This window comes from Herbaspirillum frisingense, assembly GCF_047325095.1.
Taxonomy (GTDB): Bacteria; Pseudomonadota; Gammaproteobacteria; order Burkholderiales; family Burkholderiaceae_D; genus Herbaspirillum; species Herbaspirillum frisingense.
This window is the reverse complement of record NZ_CP168558.1, coordinates 3301501-3325874: the sequence shown is the minus strand read 5'-3', so window position 1 is coordinate 3325874 and position 24374 is coordinate 3301501. Positions and strand designations below refer to the sequence as shown.

Annotated in this window: 19 protein-coding genes and 1 tRNA gene; 10 read left to right on the top strand and 10 right to left on the bottom strand. The window is 59.3% G+C overall.

The features are described from left to right. Nucleotides 1–4: 4 nt before the first annotated feature. The 6 genes from ACEOAC_RS15285 to kdsB all read right to left on the bottom strand — a co-directional run bounded on the left by ACEOAC_RS15285 (nt 5) and on the right by kdsB (nt 7293). Nucleotides 5–967, bottom strand: a complete 963-nt coding sequence (locus ACEOAC_RS15285; RefSeq protein WP_413443346.1) for an acyltransferase family protein — start codon at nt 965–967, stop codon at nt 5–7. Between the two features lie 229 nt (nt 968–1196). Further along, nucleotides 1197–2543 (bottom strand): capsular biosynthesis protein, encoded by a 1347-nt coding sequence (locus ACEOAC_RS15280; RefSeq protein WP_413443347.1) that lies wholly within the window; start codon nt 2541–2543, stop codon nt 1197–1199. 25 nt (nt 2544–2568) lie between these two features. After that, the gene (locus ACEOAC_RS15275) at nt 2569–3999 is read right to left on the bottom strand and encodes a lipopolysaccharide biosynthesis protein (RefSeq protein ID WP_413443348.1); all 1431 of its coding nucleotides are present in this window, start codon (nt 3997–3999) and stop codon (nt 2569–2571) included. 103 nt (nt 4000–4102) lie between these two features. After that, nucleotides 4103–4942 (bottom strand): 3-deoxy-8-phosphooctulonate synthase, encoded by an 840-nt coding sequence (gene kdsA / locus ACEOAC_RS15270; RefSeq protein WP_413443349.1) that lies wholly within the window; start codon nt 4940–4942, stop codon nt 4103–4105. A 92-nt stretch (nt 4943–5034) separates the two neighbouring features. After that, entirely contained in the window at nt 5035–5982 is a 948-nt protein-coding gene (locus ACEOAC_RS15265) for a KpsF/GutQ family sugar-phosphate isomerase (protein ID WP_174616859.1), read from the bottom strand. A gap of 30 nt (nt 5983–6012) precedes the next feature. After that, on the bottom strand, nt 6013–7293 hold the full coding sequence (kdsB, locus tag ACEOAC_RS15260; protein ID WP_274620122.1) for a 3-deoxy-manno-octulosonate cytidylyltransferase: 1281 nt from the start codon (nt 7291–7293) through the stop codon (nt 6013–6015). A 650-nt stretch (nt 7294–7943) separates the two neighbouring features. On the opposite strand from kdsB, the gene ACEOAC_RS15255 reads away from it, so the two are divergent. Further along, nucleotides 7944–8474: a serine O-acetyltransferase gene (locus ACEOAC_RS15255; RefSeq protein ID WP_413443350.1), complete on the top strand. Its 531-nt coding sequence runs from the start codon at nt 7944–7946 to the stop codon at nt 8472–8474. A 182-nt stretch (nt 8475–8656) separates the two neighbouring features. On the opposite strand, the gene ACEOAC_RS15250 is transcribed toward ACEOAC_RS15255, so the two are convergent. Next, on the bottom strand, nt 8657–9202 hold the full coding sequence (locus ACEOAC_RS15250) for an FxDxF family PEP-CTERM protein (RefSeq protein WP_413443351.1): 546 nt from the start codon (nt 9200–9202) through the stop codon (nt 8657–8659). A gap of 1116 nt (nt 9203–10318) precedes the next feature. Here ACEOAC_RS15250 and ACEOAC_RS15245 point away from each other — a divergent pair. Next, a complete protein-coding gene (locus tag ACEOAC_RS15245; RefSeq protein ID WP_413443352.1) occupies nt 10319–11404 on the top strand; it encodes an acyltransferase family protein in 1086 nt (361 codons plus the stop codon). A 102-nt stretch (nt 11405–11506) separates the two neighbouring features. Here ACEOAC_RS15245 and ACEOAC_RS15240 read toward each other — a convergent pair whose 3' ends face one another. Next, nucleotides 11507–12667, bottom strand: a complete 1161-nt coding sequence (locus ACEOAC_RS15240; protein ID WP_413443353.1) for a glycerate kinase — start codon at nt 12665–12667, stop codon at nt 11507–11509. A gap of 652 nt (nt 12668–13319) precedes the next feature. Here ACEOAC_RS15240 and ACEOAC_RS15235 point away from each other — a divergent pair. The 7 genes from ACEOAC_RS15235 to ACEOAC_RS15205 all read left to right on the top strand — a co-directional run bounded on the left by ACEOAC_RS15235 (nt 13320) and on the right by ACEOAC_RS15205 (nt 20591). Then, complete coding sequence (locus tag ACEOAC_RS15235; protein ID WP_413443354.1) at nt 13320–14246, top strand: hypothetical protein; 927 nt, start codon at nt 13320–13322, stop codon at nt 14244–14246. A 99-nt stretch (nt 14247–14345) separates the two neighbouring features. Further along, nucleotides 14346–14422 (top strand) — tRNA-Pro (locus ACEOAC_RS15230). 410 nt (nt 14423–14832) lie between these two features. Then, nucleotides 14833–15921, top strand: coding sequence for an acyltransferase family protein (locus ACEOAC_RS15225; RefSeq protein ID WP_413443355.1), 1089 nt, complete (start codon nt 14833–14835; stop codon nt 15919–15921). A gap of 361 nt (nt 15922–16282) precedes the next feature. Further along, nucleotides 16283–17272, top strand: a complete 990-nt coding sequence (locus ACEOAC_RS15220) for an NAD-dependent epimerase/dehydratase family protein (protein ID WP_413443356.1) — start codon at nt 16283–16285, stop codon at nt 17270–17272. 64 nt (nt 17273–17336) lie between these two features. Next, entirely contained in the window at nt 17337–18554 is a 1218-nt protein-coding gene (locus ACEOAC_RS15215; RefSeq protein ID WP_413443357.1) for a glycosyltransferase, read from the top strand. A gap of 12 nt (nt 18555–18566) precedes the next feature. After that, nucleotides 18567–20201 (top strand): FAD-dependent oxidoreductase, encoded by a 1635-nt coding sequence (locus tag ACEOAC_RS15210; protein ID WP_413443358.1) that lies wholly within the window; start codon nt 18567–18569, stop codon nt 20199–20201. A 147-nt stretch (nt 20202–20348) separates the two neighbouring features. After that, nucleotides 20349–20591: a hypothetical protein gene (locus tag ACEOAC_RS15205; RefSeq protein WP_039876334.1), complete on the top strand. Its 243-nt coding sequence runs from the start codon at nt 20349–20351 to the stop codon at nt 20589–20591. Nucleotides 20592–21009: 418 nt separating this feature from the next. Here the strand turns inward: ACEOAC_RS15205 and dmeF are convergent, their stop codons facing one another. Both dmeF and ACEOAC_RS15195 read right to left on the bottom strand, forming a co-directional pair. Then, complete coding sequence (gene dmeF / locus ACEOAC_RS15200; protein ID WP_413445749.1) at nt 21010–22002, bottom strand: CDF family Co(II)/Ni(II) efflux transporter DmeF; 993 nt, start codon at nt 22000–22002, stop codon at nt 21010–21012. Between the two features lie 9 nt (nt 22003–22011). Beyond that, nucleotides 22012–22287, bottom strand: a complete 276-nt coding sequence (locus tag ACEOAC_RS15195) for a metal/formaldehyde-sensitive transcriptional repressor (RefSeq protein ID WP_006712746.1) — start codon at nt 22285–22287, stop codon at nt 22012–22014. Nucleotides 22288–22618: 331 nt separating this feature from the next. Between ACEOAC_RS15195 and ACEOAC_RS15190 the strand changes: the two genes are divergently transcribed. Further along, the gene (locus ACEOAC_RS15190) at nt 22619–24265 is read left to right on the top strand and encodes a methyl-accepting chemotaxis protein (RefSeq protein WP_413628914.1); all 1647 of its coding nucleotides are present in this window, start codon (nt 22619–22621) and stop codon (nt 24263–24265) included. Nucleotides 24266–24374: the final 109 nt, after the last annotated feature.

Sequence of the window (24374 nt, the reverse complement as noted above, 5' to 3'; positions counted from 1 at the left end):
GAGATCAGATACGCCCGTTGAGCAGGCGTCCCACCGGGCCGGTTTTGGTGGTCAGGCTCGCAATCAGAATCAGGATCATAGCTTCGATGACAAATAAGGCCATTCCTTCAATGTAGGTATTGAGGCGCTGCTCGACCAAGTAGTTCAAGCCCACGATGGGTAGGCTTATCTGCGCCAGCAGAGGTAGATAGGGCAGGTCCGAAAGGATATGGGCCAGCTGGATAATGAAGAAAACCCCTGCCAGCGCAGCGAAGAACGAAAGCAATATCTCACCACCCGTTCCGAGAAAACCGCTGTTGAGTTGCACGGTGGGCGACAATGAGGCGAGGCCGATCCATACGATAAAGGAGATGCTGAGCAAAAAATAATGATGTCCAGACTGGGGTGGATTCATCCTTTCTTTCAGCAGCACGCCGACTTGGAAGAACAGGATGCCCGTGAGTGCATATTTCAGCTGCACGGGCGCAAATACTTGGTATGCCCAGGGGTTGATGAAAAGCAGCAGGAGAATGACCAGCAGCAGCGCGAATCTCGCCCTGGGTTGCAGCAATCGGCTAGCAGCGATCTCGAAAAGATAAACGAGAAATACCGCATATAGGAACCATAGCGGTGTGCAATTGAAGGTGTCGTTGACCTGGGCTGCGCCGGTAAAGGTACCGACGAAGCGATGGACAAAGTCCGGCATATCGATCACGCCCCTGAACAAGCGCGCGAGAAATGGAAGGCCGTTGATCGCGCCGAAGATCCAGGCCGGAATGATCAGTCGCTTGAATTTACTCCAGACTAGATATCTCTTCGATGATTGGCTCGCCACGTAAGTCATGCCCGCAATAACAAAGAATGCCGGCATGTGGAACGAATAGATGAAGTGATACAGCCCTGGATCGATGCCTTTGATATGTCCCGCTATCATCAATAGCAGGCATAGGCCCTTGGCGACATCCAATTGGATATTTCTTGTTTTCATAGCGGACATCTCGGATGTGACTTGTCAGAGCGTCAGACGCCGTGTTGCTGTCGGATACTCTATCGAATCGTGATTATCTGGCGGAAACAACTGTCCCGGACTTTAACGCAAACACGCAGTACGCGGATCGATTTCACTACGCAGCCTAGGAGTCGCTATTCTCGAAGACTGCTCCTGCATCGTCAAAACCTATATCACCACGGCTGAAGCCTCCATCTTCAGCCCTGGCTCATGACGCTGCCCGGCCAGTTGTGCTGCTGCACCTGCCTCTGTGCAATCCTAGCAGTCGCTCAGCCAGCGCTGGTCCGGCCTGGATGCAGGCTGGGTACTTCCATGTACCTTTTACGAAAAGGGTGCGATCCAGTGCCTCCAGGAAGCGATCGATACGCACCGACATCATCTCATCCACCCCGCTGGTCGCGCGCTGCACGTTGGCATCAAGCTGGGACAGGTCCTTGACCACGAAAGCGATCTCCGGCTTGGAATAGAAGGACTCCCCCAGCACCACAGTCGGCTTCTTGCGGCGTACGGCCTGCAAGCCCACCGACGAGTTGATCACAAACACCATGGTGGCGCGATCCAGCAGCAATTCGATGTCGAACTTGCGCAGCCAGATCACGTCCGGGTATTTCTGGCGCAGTTCACTGTAGTCGTAGCGCCCCAGGTCTTCCGGGTGCTCCTTGACGATGATGGGATAGTCCGGTCCGCAGGTCCGGCGAATGGCGGCATGAACGGTCTCGAAGAACTCCTCTACCGAATGTACCAGCCTGGAGTTGAGCAGCACCTGGGTATCGTCGTGGACCTGCAGGGGGACGAAAGCAAAGTGTTCCGGCAGCGTGACCTGGTCGTTCGGGATGGCAGCGCGTTCACGCTTGATCTGCCAGGTCTTGATGCGGCTGGAACCGCGTTGTTCCGGATACTGGGTGTAGTAGCCGAGATTGGCGCGATGGGCCAGCGCGATGGTCGCCAGTTGCGTGCGGGTCAGAGGGCGGATCTCGAGCGCCGGGGCCGTCTGGACATCGTTGCTGGAAGGTGGCTGGGACTGGGCTTGTGCAAGAACGGCATCGTAGTCCAGCGCCGCCAGGGTGGCGGAGGCATTCACGCCGGCCGGGTCGGCTTGCAGTGTGTTGGCGAAGTAACCGTTCTCCAGGTAGACCACTGGAATATTTTTGCGTCGACACAGGACGCTGATGACCTGGCCGATGTGATCCTGGCCATTCCAGACCACGAACAGATCAGGTACCTCTGCATCGATGAAGCGCTGTACGTAACGTGCCACCGCATTGACCCGCCCATGCCACTCGGTCAGGCTGCCACCGTGCTTGAGTTGCATGAAGTTGACCATGTCCTTCACGTCGTCCTGCGGGAACAGAATGTTCTGCTCCTGGGCGCTGCCGTCGAGTGTTTCCAGATCGCGCGGGAAGAGCTGCTCCGTGTTCTTGGATAGCAGCTTGTGGTCATGCGGCAGGAAATTCAGGTAGCGTACCTGGTGGCCATGGCGCTGTTCCAGGCAGTTGCCGGTGCTGAGCATCAGCGGCACGAACATGTCGGCCAGGACAAAGATGGCAATTTTCATCGAGGATACCCGTTCGGAAGTTGGATCATTTCTTGATTCGTTTGAAGGCCAGGCGGAAGAACTCCTTGGCCGCGGCCCGCTGGAACAGGGCTACCGTGATCAGCCAGAAGAGCGCGCCGGCCCCAGCCAGCAACGTAAAGAGCAGCGTTCCCGTGGCCGGGATGCGGTCGCGGCAGAACATGACAAAGAGCATCATGCCCACGCCGGAAAGCAGCGACGGCAGCAGCGCAACCAGAAAATCCTTGAGACCCACGGCAATGAGCCGGCAGGCGAAATAGAAGGTCGGGAAAGCCATCACCACCGACACCGCAAGGTAAGCCAGCGCCAGGCCCTGAACGCCGTCCTGGCGCGCACCAAGCACGAACGCCAGTACATACAGCGGCGTGCCGATCAGCGACAGGCGTAGCATCCAGCCGGTCTTGCCCAGGGCCATGAAGACCGGAGCAGCCACACTGGTGATGACCTGCAGATAACCGACCAGGCCCAGGAACAGCAGGATGTCGCCCACCAGTGCCCACTTGGGGCCGAGGAAGACCGCTACGAACAGGTGCGACAGACTGGCTACCCCGAACATCATCGGCGCGGCCACGAAGGAAATCAGGCTCAGGGAGCGCAGCGCTAGACTGGACAGATAGGCGCGATCGTCCTGGCGCCGGCTCATGACCGGGAACAGCGAGCGCACCGCCACCCAGGAGATGTTCTGCACCGGGAACAGCATGAGCTTGTAGGCCAGCGAGTAATTGCCCAGGACGGAGGCGCCCAGCATCTTGCCGACCACGAAGCTGTCGGCATTGCGAAAAACGTAGGCTGCCATCTGGTTGCCAGCCATCGCTCCGCTGAAGGAAAAGACGCTGCGAATCGATGCGCGGTCGAAGATCATCTTCGGTCGCCACGGCGAATAGCGCCATAGCAGCAGGGTCGTGCAGACTGCCGTGATCACCGCCTGCGCCGTCAGGCTCCATACGCCGGCGCCCTGGAAGGCCAGGACCAGCGCGATGGCCAGCGACAGCAGCGAGGCCGCCGATTCGATCCCGGCAATGAGCCGGAAGCGCGACACCCGTTCCAGCAAGGCCTGATGCACCATCGAACTGGCCGCCACCGGGAAGGTAATGGCCAGTACCCACAGCACATGGGTCAAGCGCGGCTCACCGAAGGTAGACGACATGAAAGGCGCCGCCAGCCACAGCAACAGCATCAGCACCATTCCGCCGATCATGTTCAACCAGAACACCGACGAGCTGTCGTTATCGTGCAGTTCGGCCTTCTGGATAATGGCGGCGGCGGTACCCATATCGCGCAGGATGAACGCCAGATTGGTCGCGATGCCGGCCATGGCCATGAGGCCGTACTCGGAAGGGGGTATCAGCCGCGTCAACACGAACATGTTGACCAGCTGGGAGCCAATCTTGACGAACTGCGTTATCGCGATCCAGCGGACATTGGAAGCAGCGCTCATGCCGCTCCCCGGAACGCCAGGTGGCAAGCCCGCAGGCCAGCGATGGATGCCGACAACGCCGCGCCCGGTGAAAGCTTGGCAGCCTCAATGGGAGCGGCCATGCTCAATGCGTATCCAGGTCAGGCAGGCCCTTGATCAGATCGTCCACTGCCTTGACCTGCTCCAGGAAGGGCTTCAGCTGCGACAGCTTCAGCGCGCTGGGGCCGTCGCACAGGGCCTTGGACGGATCGGGATGCGCCTCCAGGAACAGCCCCGCCAGACCCAGTGCCATGCCGGCGCGGGCCAGTTCGGTGACCTGGCCGCGACGACCGCCCGAGGCAGCTGCGCCGGATTCACGCTGTTGCAGGGCGTGGGTCACGTCGAAGATCACCGGCTTGTTGCCGCTGACCTGCTTCATCACGCCAAAGCCCAGCATGTCCACCACCAGGTTGTCGTAGCCGAACTGGGCGCCGCGGTCACACAGCATGACGTTGGTATTGCCGCCTTCTTCGAACTTCTCGACGATGTTCTTCATCTGCGGCGGGCTGACGAATTGCGGCTTCTTGATGTTGATCACCTTGCCGGTCTTGGCCAGCGCGATCACCAGGTCGGTCTGGCGTGCCAGGAAGGCGGGCAGCTGCAGCACGTCGCAGACGCTGGCCACTTCGGCGGCCTGGTAGGGCTCGTGCACATCGGTCAGCACCGCCACGCCGTGCGCCTTCTTGACGGCTTCGAAGATCTTCAGGCCGGCGTCCAGGCCAGGGCCGCGGTAGCTCTTGATGGAGGAACGATTGGCCTTGTCGAAGGAGGCCTTGAACACATAGGGGATGCCCAGTTCCTTGGTGACGCGCACGTATTCACCGCAGACATCGACGGCGAATTGTTCGGATTCCAGCACGTTGATGCCGCCAAAAAGGACGAAGGGCAGTTCGTTTCCAACCTCGATATCAAAGATCTTGATCATGTTCCGTTTCCTCATGCAGGAGGTGATTGTTCAAATTACGGCGTCGACCGGGTCGCGCCTGGAGGGGGAGAATACTTTGGTTTGCACCGAAATCACAGACGCTTGGCGTCCAGCAGCTTGAGTACGCCCACCACGTGCTGTTCCTGGTTCAGTGCCACCAGGGCGGTGATGTTCAGTTCCAGCATCTTGGCTTCGGCGTCGACGAACATTTCGCTTTCCGGGACGGTCTTGGGCGAGCGGTTCATCAGGTCGGCGGCGGTGATGTGATAGATGTCCTTGCGGGCGGCCAGGGCGCGGCGCAAGTCACCGTCGGTGATCACGCCACTCAGGGTCTGGCGCTTGCCGTCATCGCTGACCAGGGCCATGCCCAGGCCGCCTTCGGTCATCTGGCCGATCACATCGATGAGGGGGGTGTCTTGCATGACCCAGGGCACCTGGGTGTGCATCACATCCTTGACGCGGGTGAGCAGGCGCTTGCCCAGGCTGCCGCCCGGGTGGAAGCGGGCGAAGTCGTTGGGCTTGAAATCACGCTTCTCGATCAGCGCCACGGCCAGGGCATCGCCCATCACCAGGGTGGCGGTGGTGGACGTGGTCGGGGCCAGGTTGTTGGGGCAGGCTTCACGCGGTACCGACACATCCAGGACCACATCCGCATTCTTGCCCAGGGTCGAATTGCGCTTGCCGACGATGGCGATGATGCGCAGGCCGAAGTGACGCAGGGAGGGAATCAGGCGGATCACCTCTTCGGTCTCGCCGCTGTAGGAGATGAGGATCGCGGTATCGGCCTCGGTGAACATGCCCAGGTCGCCGTGATAGGCCTCACCCGGGTGCACGAAGAAGGACGATGTGCCGGTGGAGGCGAGGGTGGCGGCGATCTTGCTGCCGATGATGCCCGACTTGCCCATGCCTGAGACGATCACGCGACCGCGGGTGTTGTACATCAGCTCGACGGCCTGTTCGAATTCGTCGGCCAGGCGCTCGGCGATCATGTTCAAGGCTTGCGCCTGTTCCTGGAATACCCGGATACCGGTTTTTCTCATGGTGTGCTCACTTGTTTCTGTTGGGGCGGGTCACTGCGTCATGCGGCTCATGGCCTGGGCATAACCAGCAACGCTGTCATAGATGGCGGAACGGTTCTGGGCGTTCAATACACTGTCGGAAAATTCCCGGAAAGCGCCGTGGCCGCCGGGCTTGGCCAGTACGATGCGGGCATGGCGCTTGACGTAGTCAGCTGCGTCGCCGACGGCCACCGGCCAGTCGCAGGCGGCGAAGCCGGGCAGGTCGATGCTGTCATCGCCGATCATGGCCGTGGCTTCGCGACCGACGCCGTATTGCGCCATGATGTCCTGGCAGGCGGCGGCCTTGTCCTTGGCGCCGAGGTGGAATACGGTGATGCCCAGATCGGCCAGCCGACGGCGCAGCGTGGCCGAATCGCGGCCGGAGATGACGGCCACGTTGACACCGGCTTCCTGCAGCATCTTGATGCCCATGCCATCACGCACGTGGAAGCGCTTGAGGCATTCGCCGCTGTCGTCGTACCAGATGCCGCCGTCGGTGAGAACTCCGTCGATATCGGTGATCACCAGCTTCAGGTCCGCCAGGCTGCCGGCTTTGAGCGCCGGATCGGGCAGGCCAGCCATCAGGGCACGTACGCGCTCCAGGCAGGCCGGCGTATCCACGCCAGTGGCGGCGTGATCGACTTCGATGACGCGGATCTGCCAGCCGGCATCCATGATGCGCAGTTGTTCCAGCATTTCCGCGCGCTCCAGCTCGCTGGCCGGCAATTCGGGGAAAGCCGCCAGCAGCTCGGCACGATAGGCGTAGACCCCGATGTGCTTGAAGTAGCGCGTCTTGCCGGTGGACTCGCGTTCAAAGGGAATGCGTGCGCGGCTGAAATACAGCGCGTCGCCCGCACGATTGCGTACGACCTTGACGGTATTGGGGTTCTCCGCCTCGCTGGCACTGATCGGATGACAAAGGGTGCCGACCTGCACCTGCGGTGCGCCCAGCATGGCTTGCAGCAGGCTGCGCAGGTGCGCCGGATTGACCAGCGGTTCGTCACCTTGCACGTTGAGATAGAGGTCGGCCGGATGGTGTTGCATGACCTCGCGCAGACGATCGGTACCGGAAGGATGGTCAGGCGAAGTCAGGACGGCCTTGCCACCGAAGGCGTTGACCGCAGCCACGATGCGTTCATCGTCGGTGGCCACCACCACATCGGCCAGTTCTTCGAGAGTCTTCACGCGTTCGTAGACATGCTGGATCATGGGCTTGCCCAGGATGTCGGCCAGCGGTTTGCCGGGCAGGCGGCTGGAGCCAAAGCGTGCCGGAATGACAGCGATACAGCGCATGCGGGACCTCAGCCCAGCGCCGCCGGCCGGGGCGCCAGCGTGTTCGTCATGTCGGGGCGGTGCGATACGTTGGTCATGGAAGTGCTTTCATGTGAGGGAGTTCGGTGCCCCATGGCTGGGTGCCTGCCGCGCAGGGAGGTCATCCTGGTCATCAGCTACGCTTCGGTTGCGGCTCAGGTGTGCCGATCGCTGCCCCTGCTCGTGATTTTGGTAACCGCAGAGGCGGGCAGGTCGGTGACATCGATACGACAGTTTCAGCTGGCGGCATTTGCTCTTGTCATGGTGGACGTTGCGACGTCGGGTTCACGTGTCCCCGACGTCCGCCCGGTAGGCAAGGCGCGAGGAACTGTGATGTTCTTATCTGGCCAGGTGCAAAGATTCAAATATGAAAGAAAAAGTTCCACAAAAATTTGCTGAGTGGAAATTTCCCGGCATTTGCTTGCAGTTACTGGCTTGTTCGACAAATTTATCATATTGTTGCGCTGCACAGTCGCATTTTTGCCCGAAATGCCGCGCTGAATAGGTGCATACTTTTTGTTGTCATTGAGTGAACTTTTATTCGCAAATAATGACAAGACGTCAAGATAGCGTTTGATGCTGATTGATGCCGAGAGAAGATTGAATAATCAGTGATTTTGAGAGGAAAAAAGATGTCGCGGGACCCTGACTGGCTGGCCGATCTGGAGCGCTATAACTTGCGCCGTCCGTTTCTGAAAGAACAATCGATCTGGGCCATCTGGGTCTATCGCTGGGGTCGGCGTATCGAGGCAAGACCGCCCGGTCTTACCCGCAAGCTGCAGAACGCGCTGTATTGGCCGCTGTTCCGGCTGACCGAGACCGCTTTCGGTATCAGTCTTCCACGTGGCGCCAGGATCGGTCCCGGCTTGCGTATCTGGCATTTCGGCAACATCTTCGTCAATGAACAGGCTGTCATTGGCGCAGGCTGCACCTTGCGACAGGGCGTGACCATCGGCAATCGTCATGCCGGTGGTCCGTCTCCGGTGATCGGCGATGATGTGGAGTTCGGCGCCTATGCGCAGGTGCTCGGTGGCATCCATCTGGGAGATGGGTGCAAGATCGGGGCTATGTCGGTGGTGTTGCACGACGTACCTGCCGGCGCCACGGTGGTGGGGGCACCGGCCCGTGTGGTTTCCGCTGCTGCAAGGATCGACGAAGTCTGATCCTGTGCTCGCTTGCGGCTCTTTCAGTCTGGCCTGCAGATAATGCGGGCCATTTTTTTGACCCGCCGGCATGGAACGCGACATTTTCTTTGCTTCAGACCTGCGCGAAGCTCGCTCTCGCTCCCAAATGAGAAAACGCCCGATTGCTCGGGCGTTTTCTCTACGTATTGCCTTGCTGCTGATCAGGCGGTAGTCATGCCCATGGGCATGGACAGCTTCTGGTCGCTGCGACGACGACGCCACGCCATCATGCCCACGAAGGCCAGGCCGCCCAGCATCATGGCGGTGGTGGAGACTTCCGGCACCGACGAGGTCAGGGTCAGGTTACCGCCGTAGGTGCCCTTGCCGGTCACATTCAGGGAGTAGGCGCCAGCGGTCAGCTTGGTGGCATCGACACTGAAGGTAATGGTTGTGTTCTTGCCATTGGGCGAGCTGGTCGACGTACCGGTTGCGATCGTGGCGTTGGTCGTGGTGTTGATCAAGGAATAGGTGGACAGGCCGCCACCGTTCTTGGTGACAAACGTGGCGGTGACAGCCGACGACAGGTCTGTCAGGCTGGTGATCGTGAAGGTATAGTTGTCGTTGAACGATTCCGAAGTGGCGTATTTCGGCGAGCTGAAGCTGGCGGTACCGCCAGAGGTGTCCAGCGCGAAGGTGGTTGCGTGGGCGGCAGTGCCGGCCATGGACAGTGCCAGGGCGACAGCGGAAGCGGCGAGAAGTTTTTTCATGGGATCAATCCTTTAAGTTCAAGACTATTTGTGTGAAGAGGATTGCGCGTGGCGCTCTCCATTCAAAAGCAAATCAACTCACTTTGATGCTGGATTGCCCTGTGACACCACGTCGCAGTCAATCTATTTATTGCCAAAAGAATAATTTCCTCTGACAAATCCTGACACCTGTAACGAAACATGCGTTGATGTCGGAACTATAACATTCGCTTTCACGCATGAGCAACAAAAATACGCAGAAAAAGGATAAATTCCCGGATTTTTCAATCGGCCTGAAACCCGCGCCAGCAAAGGGTTTCGATAATTTCCGGCGGGCACTACTGATGAGTAGTGCGCTGCGGAAATGAACTGATCCGTACGGCAATAAATTTATCTTTTTTACAACAAATTGAGGGATTGTTTAATTGTTTTTGAGTCAACTTAAACTTCGCTTTCGGTTGCTTGAAGGCAAACATGTAAAGGGCTGGTTTCTCCCTGAGGAAAAGGTCTTTGTAATGTATTGACGGTGGAGCGAGGCAGAACAGTGCCAGGAAGCGAGGGGTGGACCTTTGTTTATGTGTCTTTTCGCGTGGGCTGGCATGCGCGTTCTTGGCACATCGGAACTGGTGAGAAAAATGCGGTGATATGGCGCGAGGATGTTGTTTTTATGGCATATCTTTTTGCCATGCTGCAATGCGTAAATAAAATTCGACAAACTGGAGCCCCTAAAATATAGTAAACCAAAGAAGGGGGTGGTTTCGCGGATTATGAAGTCATTTTGTTGACTGATATCTATATTTCCGTAAACCAAGATTAATTTTGTAATGCGAAAATAATTGCATTAAATATATTTTCTCGAGGGAAATTGCGAGTGCGCCTGGGGCGGTGTATTTGCCAGTTGCTGGATTGCGCGGCCAAGTTTGATCCGCGTTGAGGAAATTCCTGTTTTTTGCGATTCTTGCGAGCCAGAACGTTTCTTCTCGCTATCTGTTCTTATTTTCGGATGGCGCGCGGTGAATCCGTTATCCATCCTCCCCCCGTTCGTTGACGTTTGCTTGCTGTGCAGCGTAGTGCAGGTGCGTGCGCCGGTCAGTTAGCCGTGCGTCCGTGTTGACGGGTCTCTTGCGGGGGGGGGGAATGATGCTGACAACTTCTGGGAATCATTTACTGACGGTTCAGTTTTTGCGCTGCGTAGCTGCAGCGCTGGTCGTAGCGCAACATGCGGCGCTCGAATTGCGGGCTCGCAGCGGATTGCCAGACTTGCTTTCCTACTGGCACGAAGTGGGTGGGGTGGGTGTTGATATTTTCTTTGTGATCAGTGGCCTGGTCATGTATCTGTCGACGCGACGGATTCCATCTCCTGCCGATGCCGGTGCCACTGCCAGCCTGTTCTTTCGCAGGCGACTGATACGCATCGTCCCGCTGTACTGGTTCTATACGATGCTCAAGGTGGGTATCGTGCTCATTTTGGGCTCCAAAGCATTCGCGGATGGTCTTCCACTGCTCTACGTGTTGGGGTCCTTGCTGTTCTACCCGATGGTGTCGCCGGCCAGCGGTGACATCCTGCCATTGGTCGAGTCGGGATGGACGCTCAGTTTTGAAATGCTGTTCTACGCTGTGCTGGCGACAGCCATAGCACTACGGCTTCCACGCCTGAAGACCTCCGTTGTCTTGCTGGCGATCATTTTTGTTGTGTCCCAGATGCTGGTCGACAGCGTGCTGTTCCGCTTCTTCGGTCGTACGGTGCTCTTCGAGTTCGTGCTCGGCATGGTCGTGGCCAGACTGTGGATGCAGCGCAGGGAAGTGCCGTTGTGGATGCCGGTGGTCCTGGTGACGTTTGCGCTGGCGGCCTTGTTCGTCTACCGCCCGCATCTCGATCGCTTCATCGGGTTAGGGATTCCTTCGGCGATGTTGGTACTTGGCGTAGCCTGGATGGAGCGGGTTGAGTGGGTGAGGGGGCTGGCAGCTAAAGTGACGCTGCTTGGCGATGCATCCTATTCCACCTATCTGGCCCACGGCTTCGTGATGCCGGTTGCGGTCATCATCGGGCTCAAGCTCAGTCCGCATGCCTATGGCTTCGTCTGCGTGCTCGCTGTGCTGGGTTCGACAGCTGCGGGGTGCGTGTCTTATCTGCTACTGGAAAAGCCGATGACGAAGTTCCTCAATGCGCGCTTTGGCGGTGCCCGCACCCCGGCTTCGCCGGAAACCGCGGCGCCCATCTAGTCATGTCGCTGGCTGAAAGCGTCTTGCAAAGACGCTGCGACCTGAGCTTCAGCGCTCTGGTCGCAGCCGCCCTTGCTTGCGTATCGGAGCGCTAGGGTAATGCTAGCGGCCTGCTGCGGTCTGCCACAGGCGTGCCAGTTGTTCGCCGCTGTCGCGCAATAAGCCCGGGGCTTGTGCAATCGCGTCCTCTAGTTGCACCGGGCCGAAAGTAATGGAGAAACAGCCCGAGAAGCTCTGCTGGAGTTTGGGTAGCGCGCTGCGATCAATCCCGCCTGAGAGCAGGGTAGTCGGCACTCCCGCTCGGCGCGCTCGCTGGCTGGCAATGAACGGGGCTTTACCGTGCAAGGTCTGGGCGTCGCTGCGGCCTTCGCCGGTGATCAGCCAGTCAGCCCCTGCCAGTGCGTCATCCAGCCCGATATGGTCGGCTACGGTTTCCGCGCCTGAGCGGAATTGTGCTCCCAGCATCAGCAGTGCATAGCCCAGCCCGCCGGCTGCGCCGGCGCCCGGCTTGTCGGCGGCGCCGTGACCCAGGGCTGCTTCCAGCACGCTGGAAAAATGAGCCAGCTTGCGATCGAGCTGTTCGACCTGCTCGGGTACGACGCCTTTTTGTGGGCCGAAGACCGCTGTAGCGCCTTCTTCGCCGCATAAGGGATTGTCGACGTCAGACATTGCGACGATGTGCGTTTCCCCGATGCGCGGGTCGAGTGCGGAAGTGTCCACCCTGGCGATGCGATGGAGTTGCTCGGGGAGGGGCGGGACGATTTCTCCATCAGCGTCCAGGAATACCATTCCCAATCCTGCCAACAGTCCTGCACCGCCGTCATTGGTGCTACTCCCGCCCAGCGCGACCAGGAAGCGGCGCGCGCCGCGATCCAGCAGTTGTTTGATGGCGTCGCCCACGCCCAGGGTGCAGCGCTGGTCCACGGGAACGGCCGTGCCGGCACTATCGGTCAAGCCCACGATGGCCGCGGACTCGATCACCGCGCTGCCATCTTTGAGGATGCCCACTGGTGCCCGGGCCTGCTGACCGGCGGCATTGCGGCAATCGATGGTGAAGCGATCGCCACCCGCATGCATCAGTGCGTCGAGCGTGCCTTCGCCACCATCGGCGATAGGGCATAACCGGATCTGCGCATCAGGTAACGCGGCCTGGATGCCGGCGCCGATGGCGGCTGCGACATCTTCAGCCGAAAGAGAGCCTTTGAAAGAGTCGGGGGCGATGACGACGACTGGAGGGCGGGAGGAGGTCTGGGCTGAATTCATGATGGGCAGGTTCCGGCCTGCGCGCGGCGTGGCGCAGAGCACATTGGCAAGGTCTCGTCTTTGTTGTGTGGGCAGCACCGCCGTGGCGCTGCATGTAACGCATCATTATATAAGTACGATGCCGCTGCGCTATGCTTCCCGGGGTATAGGCAGTAGCGACAAGCGCTGAAGATAAATTTGGTTAGCGGGACCTGGATATGAAGTGAGTAACAAAAGGTAAGGTCGGTAGCCGGTTAAGTAGAGATGACCGATAGTTTCTTATTGGCCCCTTGCGCCGGAGGAGTGAAAATCATGAAGGCCCGTCTTTATCTGGCTGCATTGCCTGCGGCCGTGCTGCTAGGTGGTTGCGTAGCCGTTCCGGTTTCACCCTATGGCGGAACTGCGGTCTATCCGGTCCAGCCGGCGTACTCTCCCTATTATGCCTACCCTGCGTATCCTGCTTATCCGTCTTACAGTTATCCCTCTTCATCCATCTACTTCGGCTATAGCAGCGGTTGGGGGCGCCATGGCCGGTGGCGCTGAGATATTGATCTGATCTCCTAAGGGAGTCTGATCGGCAGGTTGGCGGTCGCGCAAAAGCAGCTAGAATGTTGCCTTTATCGATAACAGGGTGCGGCAAGGCTGATCCGGGTCCAAGCGCATGGAGCTTCCCATGTCCGAGAGCGGCGACGATGCTCGCAGCCGTCCGCATTGGCCGTCACAAGGTATGAGTTTTTTGGTTTCGTTGACCCGAGCAGATCACATCTCCCGTTCCCGGCGCCGGACCGTGCTGGGTGTGGCATCGTCCGTGCTCGTGCATGCGGCGGTGTTCTTGTTCGTGCGGGCCAAGCTCAACGAAACGCCGCCGCCCAGGTTCGATCAACCGGGGCGACCCGATGCCCCCCTGCAGGTCAGTCTCATTCGTCCACCTACACCGGCACCCGTCGCGCAGCCGGAGCCGCCCAAGCCCGCGCCGGAACCCCCAAAGAAGCAGCCGCCTCTGCCCAGGAAACCCGTAACCAAGCCAGCGACTCGTCCGCATGCAGCCCAGGCAGCGCGTCAGGCTAGTCCGCAGCGCTCGCTGCCCGTTACACCGGCGCCGTCGAGCGCATCCCCGGCCCCTGCCCAGGCGGCGCCTGCGGATGATTTCATGACCTTTACAAACCGTAATCGCCAGAAGCGCGAAGCTGCCGAGCAAGAGGCTGCACAGGAAAACGCGGCTGCCCGCGCGGCTGAAAATCCTTCTGCCAACGACATCGCCCGCGCCAATATCGCCTTCCAGGATAGACGCGGGCGCGGCACCAACGGTGTGTTCCAGATCATCAGCATGGGGCCGCGCGTGGCGCAATACAGTTTCCGTGGCTGGACCACTGATCAGCGTCGCAGCCAGAACCAGTTGATCGAAGTGGACGCGGGCTTTGGCGGGAACGTGCAGCTTGCCGTAGTCGATAGCATGATTGCCCTGATCCGTAAGTACTACACGGGTGACTTCAATTTCGATTCGCAGAAGTTGGGTAGGGTGGTGACATTATCGGCGCGGCAGGAAGATACCAAGGGCTTGCAGAATTTCCTCCTCAATGAGTTCTTCGGAGGCAGGTAAATTGCAGGGGTTGAATTCTGGTTGAAAGCAAAACAGAAAATGTTTTGCAGAAACAGTTGAATTAAAAACACAATTGCTGCTATAATCTTTTTCTTCAGTCGGGGCGTAGCGCAGCCTGGTAGCGTACTTGCATGGGGTGCAAGGGGTCGTGTGTTCGAATCACACCGTCCCGACCAACAGAACTAAAACGTATGACGCAAGTTATACGGATAAACGGCACTGATATTAGAACTTCTAATGTCAGTGCCGTTTTGCTTTCTGGCTTGGGCTCGGCAGTAGCTCATGAATGATTCGGACAATTGTTACGTTGATGCCGGGCTAATCATCTGAAACGGTTTTTGATCGCCAACACTTCTGGCAGCGACATACCCAATCCCCGTAGTTGTTGAGAAAGCACGTTCCATGCAAATGGGGCGGCTTATGAATAATCCTTCCTCGCGCCAGATTCTTTCCATCGGAAAGATGCAGTCTGGTCGTCCCACGCTGTGCCTTTACTGCTTTGCAGCATTTTCCCCGGAACGCGCAGCGCAAAGTTAAGTCTGAGTTATCGCTTTTGTTATGACTTTTAACAGAAAACGCGATAACCATGCACATACACCCTGACACCCGCCACCCGGTTCACCGGCGATTCCATGACATAGACGTCCTAAGATTCCTGGCGGCGGTCAGTGTGATGCTTCTGCACTACCTCGTCCGGGGATTCGCCGATGGGGACATCTATTCTCCCGTTTTCTACGGCGATGCCGCCAATCTGGTCAAATACAATTATCTGGCGGTCAATCTCTTCTTCATGATTTCAGGGTTCGTCATCCTGATGACTGCCGAGGGCGGGACGGCCTTGTCATTCCTGCGGTCTCGCCTGCTCAGGCTCTATCCCGCGTACTGGTTTTGTTGCACGGTCAGTTTCGTGCTCACTTACTTCTTCATCAATCACATCTTTACCCTGACTGTTCCGCGATACCTCTTCAATCTCACCATGTTCAACGGATTCTTCGGTATCGGGTACGTTGATGGCGTGTACTGGACTCTTCTGGTAGAACTGAAGTTCTATCTGCTCGTGCTCTGCGTGCTGCTGCTTCGCAAGATGCCGAAGATCGAATATCTGTTGGCCGGCTGGTTGCTCATCTGCGTATTCCAGGCGTTCTACAGAATACCGCTCCTGGACAAGTACCTGATTACCAATTATGCGAGTTTCTTCATTGCAGGCTGCCTCTTTTATCGGCTGTCGAAACTCGGATTTTCCTGGTTCAGAGCAGGAATGTTGGTGGTGACTGTGCCGGTCGGAGTCCATTTCGAAGTCGCTGATCTGGCAGTGCGTGCTGCTCACTACAATAAACTCGCTTTTAACGGCGAAATGGTCGCTGGGATCTGTATCGGATTCTATGTTCTTTTTATTGGCGTCATCTTGCGGCGATCTTCGTCGCCTCGCTACGCCAAGCTGGCGACCCGGCTGGGCAGCCTTTCCTATCCGCTGTACCTGATCCATTTGAACGTGGGCTTGGTGATCTTCAATCTGGTAGGCGAAAAACTGAATAAATGGCTGCTGCTGCCGCTCATTTGCGTGGGTATGATCGCATTTGCCTATTTCATTCATCGGTGCGTAGAAAAACCTTTGTCCACGTTCATGAAGCGCAAGCTGCCACCCCCGTCCGTACCGGCCACAGCGCCGGTCTAGTCGGCGATTTTTCGACGCGCACGCCGGGTATTTTCTGGTTCCGTGTGAGGGCGCGGTTTCGCCTACGGCCTTGCGATATTTTCTCGTTGCGTCTCGTATTGCTCACATATTGTCGGCCGTGTAATATTGGCAAGAATGCATGATGCAGCGCAAAAAACGTCTTGCCGGCCGATTTGGCATGGCGATTGGCACAAGGATTGCGGCGTTCTTCGCCTCCTGGAATCTGGCGATGGATGTGGTAAAGCCGGCATAGCAGAGCGAGCGGGTGTTGGCGCAGGTGCTGCAGCTGTATCCGGCCTTTTGCTGAAATGCATGTTTATCTTTTTTGAGACCTGTAACTGGAGCCTATGTGAGAGTTCTTGTGCTCGGAGCAACCGGGTTTGTTGGACAGCGCCTGGTCGCGCAACTGCGTGAAAGCGGGTGGGCCACTCCGGTCCTGGCGGGTCGCCGTCCGCCGGCCAATCTGCCTGTAGGCCTGGAGTTCCGCCAGGTCGATACCCTCGACTCCAATAGTCTGCGCCGGGCCTTGGCTGATATCGATGCGGTAGTCAATAGTGTTGCAGGTAAAGGCGATTCGATCTCCCGTGGCGCCAGATTACTGGTTGAAGCGGCCTTGGAGACATCGCGCCCGCGGATCGTGCATATGAGTTCGATGGCGGTATATGGCCGTCAGGAGGGGCAGCTCCGGGAAGATGCGTCGCTCGATCCCGGTGCCAGCTGGTACGCACGGGCCAAGTGCGAGGCTGAAGAACATATGGCGGCTTATGCCGCGGCCGGCCAGAGGGTGATCATGCTGCGTCCGGGTTGTATCCATGGTCCTGGCAGCGACATGTGGGTGCGACAGATTGCGCGCCTGCTGGCGGCCGGGCGGGTCGGAGATCTTGGTCCGGCAGGCGAGGGCTGGTCCAATCTGGTCCACGTGGATGATGTCTGCTCGGCTGTGCTTTTGGCCCTGCGCCATGAGTCTGCTATCGAGGGGCCGGCGATTTTTAATCTGGCAGGTGCCGACAGCCCCCAGTGGAATCGCTATTTCATCGACCTTGGCAAGGCCATCGGCGTCGCTCCGGTCAAGTCCATCCGTACTTTGCAGCTGAAGCTGGATGCCAGCGTGGGAACAGCACTGATCCGTGTCCTGCAGCGTTTGACAGACAAGGCCGGGGCGGATTCGCAGCGTTTGCCCGTGGCCTTGTCGCCCTCTTTCCTGCGCCTCTGGCAGCAGGCTCTGCGTATCGATGTGGAGCACGCTCACACTCAGTTGAAGTTCGCCCCGCGCACGTATTCCCAGAGCCTTGCGGAGTCGGCGCAATGGGCGTTGAGCCAAGGCATTGGATCCGCACGAGTGAGCAAATGACCAATGCCAGCAGAATTCGATTGCACGGAATGAAGCAATCTTCCACCGACTTTGCAAAGACAATATGAAAATTGCCTACCTGACCAGCGTATATGCGCGCGCCAGTGATACGTTTATCCGCAATGAGGTCCTGGAACTGCGTCGACGCGGCCACGAGGTGCTGACGTTTTCGATCCGGCGCGAGGCAGGTGATGCCGCCGTCAGCGCCGATGTGAAAAGTGAGCAGGCCAATACCGATTACATCCTGGAAAATGGCTTGCCACGTTTGCTGGCCGCCACATTTGCGACGCTGGTGCAAGCGCCGGGGCGCGTGCTGGAGGTGCTGAAACTGGCGCGCCGCACGCGGGCCGCGGGTGTGCGACCGGCGTTGCTACACGTGCTGTACCTGATCGAGGCATGCTATCTGGCGCGTCGCCTGAGTGAGCAGAAGGTACAGATACTGCATAACCACATTGCCGAAAATTCGGCGACGGTAGCCATGTATGCGTCGATGCTGTCGGGTATTCCGTACAGCATGACGGTTCATGGACCAGGCATCTTTTTCCACCCTGTCGCGTGGGCATTGGGAGAGAAGGTGCAGCGCTCGGCCTTCACAGCGGCCATTACGAACTTCTGCAAGAGCCAGTGCATGCTGTTCTCCGAGGTCAATGCATGGCCGCGCCTGAACGTAGTGCGCTGTGGCGTTGGTCCGGCATTCGAGAATGCTCCGGCGCTGCCCATCCCCGAGGTGCCGCGGCTGGTCTTCGTGGGGCGCCTGTGTGCGGAGAAGGGCGTGCCCTTGCTGATCGAAGCTGTGACTCGTCATGTCAACGCCGGTAAGCCTTGCGAGCTGGTACTGGTGGGCGACGGTCCGCTGCGTCCCTTTATCGAGAAGGCCATCGCTGGCGGTCCGCTGTCCAAGGTCATTCGCATCCTCGGCTGGAAGAGCAGCGCAGAGGTCCGCGAGGAAATCGAGCGCAGCCGTGCGCTCGTGCTGCCCAGTTTTGCCGAGGGCCTGCCCGTGGTGGTGATGGAGGCGCTGGCATTGTCGCGCCCGGTCATCAGTACCCGCATCGCCGGTATTGCGGAACTGGTGGAGGATGGCGTCAATGGATGGGTCGTCGCACCTGGTTCGGTCGAGGAGCTTGTGTCTGCCATCGATCAGGTCACGGGAGCCTCGGTGGAACGTCTGCAGGAAATGGGGCGGCATGGCGCGCAGGCAGTCAGACAAAAACATCACCTGGGCACTGAAGTAGGAAAGCTTGAGCAGCTTTTCGCTTCGCATGGTCGCCAGGAAGCGTGAGGGGGAGACAGATTGATTCAATATCTCTCCGATTGCGAGGGCGCAAGTCTTCAGGATTATCCGGTGTGCATTGTCGGCAGCGGTCCCGGTGGCATCAGTCTTGCTGTTGCTTTGGCACGCAAGGGGCAACGGGTGTTGTTGGTCGACGGTGGCGACTGGAGTGAAAGCCAGACCGACGACGATGCCTATCAGGGAAGTGCGCACGCTCCACATCCGGCCACGACCGAGTATCGTCGTCAGCGCTTTGGGGGGACCACGCATCTCTGGGGCGGGCGGTGCGTCCCGCTTGATCCAGTCGATTTCGCCCGGCGTCCGCATGTGCCGTTGAGCGGTTGGCCGATCAGTCATGAAGAGTACGCGGCTTTCCTGCCCGAGGCCATGCAGTACTGTGATGCCGGCGCGGCGGATTTTTCGCCTGCCAGCCTGGCCGGGGGCAACGGTCCGATGTTTTCAGAGCTACCGGTGCTTGCGCGGGATCTGACGGAATACATAGAACGCTATAGCCTGCCGACCGATTTTGCGGCGAAGTTTGCTGAAGAACTAAAGGCATCTGATCGCGTGAAGGTCTTGCTGCGCGCTCGCTGCACCCGTCTGGTGGTCAGCACGGATGGCGCGCGAATCGAGTCCGTGGTGCTGCATGACGGGCAGCGTGAGACGCAGGTGCGTGCCGGCCAGATCGTCTTGGCTGGCGGTGCCATCGAGGCAACCCGGCTATTGCTTTGTACACGTGAGAATGTTCCGGCCTGGCAGCGATTCGACGCCAGCCTGGGCCGATATTACGCCTGTCACTTCGACCTGATTTTTGGACAATTGCGTCTCAAGGACGAGCGTCCACGGTTCAGTTTCCAGAAAACGCAGGACGGTATCTATGCCCGGCGCAAGCTGCAGTTCACTCCCGAATTGCAGAACCGGCTGGGCCTGCTCAATTCGACGCTGCGGCTGCATTTCCCGCCCTATGCCGACCCTGACCACGGTAGTGGCGTGCTCTCTGCGATCTATCTTGCCAAGTCGGTTTTGCCGACCGAGCACCAGGACATCCTCAATCACGGCAGCCAGGATGCAATCCGTGATCCGCGTCGCCTGGCGCACTTGCGCAATGTGATCGTCGATGCCGGCTCGGTGTTTGGTTTTGCATACGATATGGTAGTCAAGCGCAAGCTGGCCAAGCGCAAGTTGCCTTACACGCTCATTCCCAACCGCAACGGCACCTACCCGCTGGAATTCAACAGTGAACAGGTGTGCGACGCGGACAACCGGATTAGCCTCCTGGACGCGACCGACCGTTACGGAATGCGCAGGGTCGACGTGAAATGGCGCCTGACTGCACAGGATATTGAATCGGGCATCCAGTCCTTCCTGTCCATGCAATCCCTGCTTGAGACGACCCGCAACTGCCGCCTTGATTTCGACATTGGCGAGCTGCGTGAGCAGGTTTCACGAGCCTTGCCGGTGGGCGGGCATCACATCGGTAGCACGCGCATGGGCTTGTCCGCACAAGATAGCGTGGTCGATTCCGATTGCCGCCTGCATGGCGTCGAGAACCTGCTGGTGCTGAGCTCCTCGGTATTTCCTACCAATGGTCATGCCAATCCCACGTTGAGCATCGTGGCGCTGGCATTGAGGATGGCTGAGCATCTGCAGAACTAAGTGAATCTGCGTGTCAGGTTACACATCCATACAATTTCACGTCCGCCTGCGCCCGAGCTATCTCGTTATCCGGATAACCACGCCATGACGTGGCCTCCGGCGTTTCCATGCCGGCACATTCCGCCAAACAAGATCAGGAGCGCAAGCATGAAATCCCTACTATTGATTCCGGCCGTGGCCGTGGTCACGGCCCTGAGCGGCTGCGTGGTCGCACCACCCACCGTACGGCCCGCCTACGTGGCACAGCCGACCTACGTTGCGCCCCCGGGTGTGGTCTACGTGCAGCCGACCTACGCTTCGCCCGGACCCGGCTGGGTCTGGGAATACCACTCCTATTACGGCTGGGGCTGGCATCATCCGCACTATGGCTGGCATCGCGGCTGGCGCTGATTGATGCCGAATGCTGCATATAGGTGTAAGAAAAGCGGCACATAACGCGAAAACAGCGGCCTACGCCGCTAATGCCGTTCAGTTAAGAAAAAATCGCCGCGCCAGATGACTTTGGCGCGGCGATTTTGCTTGTTTCTCTTCCCTAGTTCTCTTCCCGCCATTTGAAACCGTTCGGACTGAGTAGGCCCTTGAGGGCCGTATCGAAGCCTGTCCTGAGCCTGTCGAAGGGGCGCTGCTCAGCTTGTGGCGCGCCTTCGATACGCGGCTACGCCGCTACTCAGGACGAACGGCCAGCGATGGCGCAAACAAAGTCTGAGCAAGCTTTCGGGCTGGTAACAAGCTTAACTGAACGGCATTACGGCCTAGGCCGCTGTTTTTCATTTCTGTGTGTAGGGGGGGAGGGCTCACCACGCCGGTATCAGCGCAGTCGCAATTCCAGCGTGAGATGTCGCAGGCCGTCCACTTCCGATAATTTCTGACGAAGCAGGTCTTCAGAAGCCGCCTTCGCGGCGGATACGCTCACAATTGCCGCCCGCGCAGTCGGTCCAATGCGCCAGACATGCAGGTCGTCGATCTGCACCTCCGCGCCGGCCAGCACCTGCTCTATGCGGGCAGCGACCTGGGCGTCGGTCACGTCGAGCAGCACCGCCGCACTGGAGCGCAGCAGGCTATACGACCAGCGTGCAATGACCACGGCACCCACCACCCCCATCAAGGGATCCAGCCAGGTCCAGCCCAGATAGCGACCAGCCAGCAAGGCAGCAATGGCCAGCACCGAGGTCAGGGCGTCGGCCACGACGTGCAGATAGGCCGAGCGCAGATTGTTGTCGTGTCCATGGTGATGGTGGCCGTGTCCATGCCCGTCCTGAGGATGGGCATGGTGTTCATGCGCATGCCCGTGATCATGATCGTGATGACCCGGATGACCGTGATGGTCGTGATCCCCATGATGCCCATGATGCCCATCCATCAGCAGCCAGGCGCTGGCGATATTGACGATCAGTCCGACCACGGCGATCGGGATGGCTTCGCTGAAATCGACCGCACTCGGGCTGGCCAGGCGCCACAGGGATTCGCCGCCGATGCCGATGGCAATCACCGCCAGTACCAGCGCGGAGGCGAAGCCCGCCAGGTCGCCGACCTTGCCGGTGCCGAAGCTGAAGCGCCCATCATGGGCATGGCGGCGGGCGAATACATAGGCGCCGGCGGCAATGGCCAGCGCACCGGTGTGGGTCGCCATGTGAAAGCCGTCGGCCAGCAGTGCCATCGATCCGGTCAGGTAGCCTGCAGCGATTTCGGCCACCATCATCACGGCGGTGAGGGCGACCACCCACAGGGTGCGGCGGGTATTGCGGTCGTGGTTGGCGCCAAGATAGACGTGGTCATGGCGCAAGGGGGAGGTGCTTGGCATGTCGTTTCCTTATTTGGCGTAGCGGCGGATGGCTTCCAGGACTTCTTCCAGTCCCTGCTTGCGTTCCTCGTCGGTCAGCCCGGGGCGGGCCACATGTTCGCGCGCGTGGGCTTCGATCAATTCGTCCATCAGGCCGTGCACCGCGCCGCGGATGGCGGCGGCCAGGTGCAGGGTGCGGCCACACTCGGCGTCACCTTCCAGTGCACGTTCCAGGGCCTGGACCTGGCCGCCGATGCGTCGCACACGGTTGAGCAGGGCATCCTTGTCTTGCTTCAGGTGTGCCATATACCATACCCCCCTATCCTATAAAGCCGCCATTATAAGCTGTCCAGGGCTGCATGAGGTGAGGGGCGTTTTGCCGCAATCCGGGACACTGCATACATTCCCATGCTGTGAAAAAATACTTGCCCATGTGCAGTTTTATTCAGTTATACGTAAGCTCTGCGCTATAGCCTCGGGACAATGCGGCGTGTTGCGTCATGTTTCGTCCGCAGCCAACTCTGCCCAGGGCGGAAATAAAAGAAGCGGGGCTACCCGCAAGGAGACATCGATGGCGAAGAACAAAAGTGCGCGGGCGGCCGGCGCCGGGGTGGCGTCGCAGGCCTGGGAGGGGGCATTGCCCTGGTTGGCCGGGCTGGTACTCGGTGGCGGTGCGGCGCTGGCGTTGGATGCCATGGGGGCAGGGCGCTGGCTGGCGGCACCTTTGGTCAGTTGCGTGGCCGTGCTGCTGGGCCTGGTCGGTTTTGCGCTGGCGCGCGGCCGTGGGCAGCCTCGTGGCGATGCGATGGTCGACAGGATCAGCGGCGAAATTGATCACATCATGATCGGTGCAGCTGAAACCTCGTTCTTCGTCGATACCATCAAGAACAAGATCAGCAAGGACGTGGGAGCGGCCGATCGGATTGCTGCCAGCGCCGAGCAGAATGCGGCCACCACCGAGCAGATTGCCGCCAATGCCGAGCGCGCCTCGGCGATCGCCGCCGAAGTGCGTGCCGAGAGCGTCAGCGGCCGGGCAGAGGTCGATCGCGGCCTGCAGCAGATCGGGCAGGCGCGCACCGACGCCCTGTCGGCATCGTCGATGATGGCGCAGCTGCAGGAAAAGTCGCGCCGCATCCATGGCATTACCGAGGTCATCAGTGAAATCGCCGCCCGTACCAATCTGCTGGCATTGAACGCGGCCATCGAGGCCGCGCGCGCCGGCGAGCAGGGGCGCGGGTTTGCGGTGGTGGCAGGGGAGGTGCGGCAACTGGCCCAGCGCACCAAGGAAGCCACCGACGACATCGGCGTCATGGTGCGCGCCATCACTGAAGAGGCCGAGCGGGCGGCCTCGGGGATGAACTCGCTGAGCAGCAAGGTGCTGGAGGCGGCCCAGAACGTGGAGAAGGTGCATACGCTGCTCAACAGCATCGAGCGTTCTTCCAGCCAGTCGCAGGAGCAGATCGAGGAAATCGCTGTGGCCTCGCGCGAACATGTCCAGACGACCCAGGAAATCGCCGAGGCCATCACCGACATCCGCAACGGCATGCTGCAGACCGACGGTGAGCTGCCCCGCGTGGCGGCGTCGGCGATGCTGCTGTCAGAGCGGGCGGAGGCGGTATTCGAGGCCATCGTCGATGGCGGTGCGCGCAGCGGTCATGATGAGATCCGCGAGGCCGCCTCAGAAGCCGCGCAGGCGGTGGGGAGCCTGTTCGAAAAGGCGATCCGCGCCGGGCAGATTGCCGAGACGGCGCTCTTCGATCGCACTTACAAGCCGATTGCCAATACCTCGCCGCAAAAACACTCCAGCCAGTTCGACGGCTTTACCGACCGCGTATTGCCCGCACTGCAAGAGGCGCTGCTGGAGCGCATGCCGCAACTGGCCTATGCCGGTGCGGTGGACAACAACGGCTACTTTCCTACTCACAACAAGAAGTTTTCCCAGCCGTTGACTGGTAATTATGATGTCGACCTGGTCAACAATCGTACCAAGCGCATCTTCAGTGACCGCACCGGCAAGCGCTGCGGGGCCAATACCAAGCCTTTCCTGCTGCAGACCTACAAGCGCGATACCGGTGAGGTGATGCACGACCTGTCGGTGCCGATCTATGTCAATGGCAAGCACTGGGGCGGCTTCCGGGTCGGCTATCGGTCCAGCCATGCGGCTGCGCCTGCGGCGGTACCGGTGGTCTCGACTACTACGTCTGCCACCCCGGCGCCGTCCACTGCAGTACGGGCGTCGGCCGCCCCGCGCGGGGCAAGGCCGGTGAGGATTTCCAAGGTTTGAGAAGGGTATGCATGCCCGTGTCGGATTGACTTGTCGCAATAGGGGGGTAAAACCATTTCATTTCCGAGGCTGATTCGCTTGACCCCGTCCGGCGCCTGTTAGATTATTC

Excerpts from the sequence above, each read along its gene's own strand:
- ACEOAC_RS15285 (WP_413443346.1), bottom strand. The coding sequence starts at position 967 with ATGAAAACAAGAAATATCCAATTGGATGTCGCCAAGGGCCTATGCCTG.
- ACEOAC_RS15280 (WP_413443347.1), bottom strand. The coding sequence starts at position 2,543 with ATGAAAATTGCCATCTTTGTCCTGGCCGACATGTTCGTGCCGCTGATG.
- ACEOAC_RS15275 (WP_413443348.1), bottom strand. The coding sequence starts at position 3,999 with ATGAGCGCTGCTTCCAATGTCCGCTGGATCGCGATAACGCAGTTCGTC.
- kdsA (WP_413443349.1), bottom strand. The coding sequence starts at position 4,942 with ATGATCAAGATCTTTGATATCGAGGTTGGAAACGAACTGCCCTTCGTC.
- ACEOAC_RS15265 (WP_174616859.1), bottom strand. The coding sequence starts at position 5,982 with ATGAGAAAAACCGGTATCCGGGTATTCCAGGAACAGGCGCAAGCCTTG.
- kdsB (WP_274620122.1), bottom strand. The coding sequence starts at position 7,293 with ATGCGCTGTATCGCTGTCATTCCGGCACGCTTTGGCTCCAGCCGCCTG.
- ACEOAC_RS15255 (WP_413443350.1), top strand. The coding sequence starts at position 7,944 with ATGTCGCGGGACCCTGACTGGCTGGCCGATCTGGAGCGCTATAACTTG.
- ACEOAC_RS15250 (WP_413443351.1), bottom strand. The coding sequence starts at position 9,202 with ATGAAAAAACTTCTCGCCGCTTCCGCTGTCGCCCTGGCACTGTCCATG.
- ACEOAC_RS15245 (WP_413443352.1), top strand. The coding sequence starts at position 10,319 with ATGATGCTGACAACTTCTGGGAATCATTTACTGACGGTTCAGTTTTTG.
- ACEOAC_RS15240 (WP_413443353.1), bottom strand. The coding sequence starts at position 12,667 with ATGAATTCAGCCCAGACCTCCTCCCGCCCTCCAGTCGTCGTCATCGCC.
- ACEOAC_RS15235 (WP_413443354.1), top strand. The coding sequence starts at position 13,320 with ATGTCCGAGAGCGGCGACGATGCTCGCAGCCGTCCGCATTGGCCGTCA.
- ACEOAC_RS15225 (WP_413443355.1), top strand. The coding sequence starts at position 14,833 with ATGCACATACACCCTGACACCCGCCACCCGGTTCACCGGCGATTCCAT.
- ACEOAC_RS15215 (WP_413443357.1), top strand. The coding sequence starts at position 17,337 with ATGAAAATTGCCTACCTGACCAGCGTATATGCGCGCGCCAGTGATACG.
- ACEOAC_RS15205 (WP_039876334.1), top strand. The coding sequence starts at position 20,349 with ATGAAATCCCTACTATTGATTCCGGCCGTGGCCGTGGTCACGGCCCTG.
- dmeF (WP_413445749.1), bottom strand. The coding sequence starts at position 22,002 with ATGCCAAGCACCTCCCCCTTGCGCCATGACCACGTCTATCTTGGCGCC.
- ACEOAC_RS15195 (WP_006712746.1), bottom strand. The coding sequence starts at position 22,287 with ATGGCACACCTGAAGCAAGACAAGGATGCCCTGCTCAACCGTGTGCGA.